This window comes from Rhodococcus sp. 114MFTsu3.1, from assembly GCF_000383555.1.
Classification (GTDB): domain Bacteria; phylum Actinomycetota; class Actinomycetes; order Mycobacteriales; family Mycobacteriaceae; genus Rhodococcoides; species Rhodococcoides fascians_E.
In genome coordinates this window covers 1-1,253 of sequence record NZ_KB911576.1, presented here as the reverse complement: position 1 = coordinate 1,253, position 1,253 = coordinate 1, and the positions used below count along the sequence as shown (strand labels likewise).

Annotated in this window: 1 protein-coding gene; it reads right to left on the bottom strand. The window is 65.4% G+C overall.

What is annotated here, in order from left to right; translation table 11 throughout:
* Nucleotides 1-1,253, bottom strand: a 1,253-nt coding sequence (locus H292_RS27640) for a condensation domain-containing protein (RefSeq protein WP_037189184.1), incomplete at both ends; no start/stop codon positions are given.

The window sequence follows — 1,253 nt, the reverse complement described above, 5'->3', positions numbered from 1 at the left end:
AACATACCGACCAACGCATCCAACCCGGCCTCACCACGACCCGCGATCGGCGTACCCACCACGATGTCCTCGGTACCACTCAACCTGGCCAACAGGAGCGCCAGTGCGGAATGGAACACCATGAACGGTGTCGCGTCGTGTGCGGCGCCCAGCCGCACGAGCTCGGACCGCAGTCCCGCGGGAATCTCGAATCTCGTCGTTGCGCCCGCCACGGATTGAGTGCTGGGGCGCGGTCGATCGAGAGGCAACGGCAGAACGTCTGGCGCATCCGCCAGTACTCGGGACCAATACGCCAACTGGCGGGACATCAGGGATTCCGAGTCGGACTCCGACCCCAGCAGTCCGCGCTGCCACAGCGAGTAATCCGCGTACTGAACTGCCAACGGTTCCCAGGCCGGAACTTCACCGGCCACCCGGGACGAGTACGCGATCATCACATCGGAGGCGAGCGGCGCCATGGAGGCACCGTCGGCCGCGATGTGATGCACCACGATGGCCAGCACATGCCGATCCTCACGACCGTCGAGCCGGTAGAGCGTAGCTCTGATCGGCATGTCGGTCGTGACGTCGAAGCCGCGTGCAGCCTCGGACGACACGTGCCCGGCCAGTGCGCTCTCGTCGATGGACACCATGTCCAGCGACAGATCGACGTCGGCCACGTCGAGCACTACCTGCCGAGGCAGCTCGCCCACCGTCGGGAACACGGTTCGAAGACTCTCGTGGCGTTCGACCACGTCCGTCACCGCTGCGCTGAGCGCCGCGACGTCCACGGCACCGGACAACCGCACTGCCAGTGGGATGTTGTAGGCAGCCGACTGCGTGTCGAACTGGTTGATGAACCACATCCGTTGCTGGGCGAGCGACAACGGAACCACGTCCGGCCGCTCCGCACGAACCAGCGCGGGACGATTCGACGAGCCGGCGGTGTCCTCGGCACGAGCGGTCAACCCGACGACCGTCGGCGCCTCGAACAGATCGAGAACCCGCAGAGACGAACCGAGATCGGCGTTCACCCGAGCGATCAATCGTGTTGCGACCAAGGAGTTTCCGCCGAGATCGAAGAAACTGTCGTCGATGCCGACCTTCGGCGAGTCCAGCAGGTCCGCGAAGACCGCGGCCACTCGTCGTTCGTTGTCCGTCCGTGGGGCACGGAACACCGAGTGCGACGCCAGCGTCGGAGACGGTAGTGCGCGTCGGTCCAACTTGCCCGCCGGAGTCAACGGAATCGACTCCAACACAACGAACGCCGACGG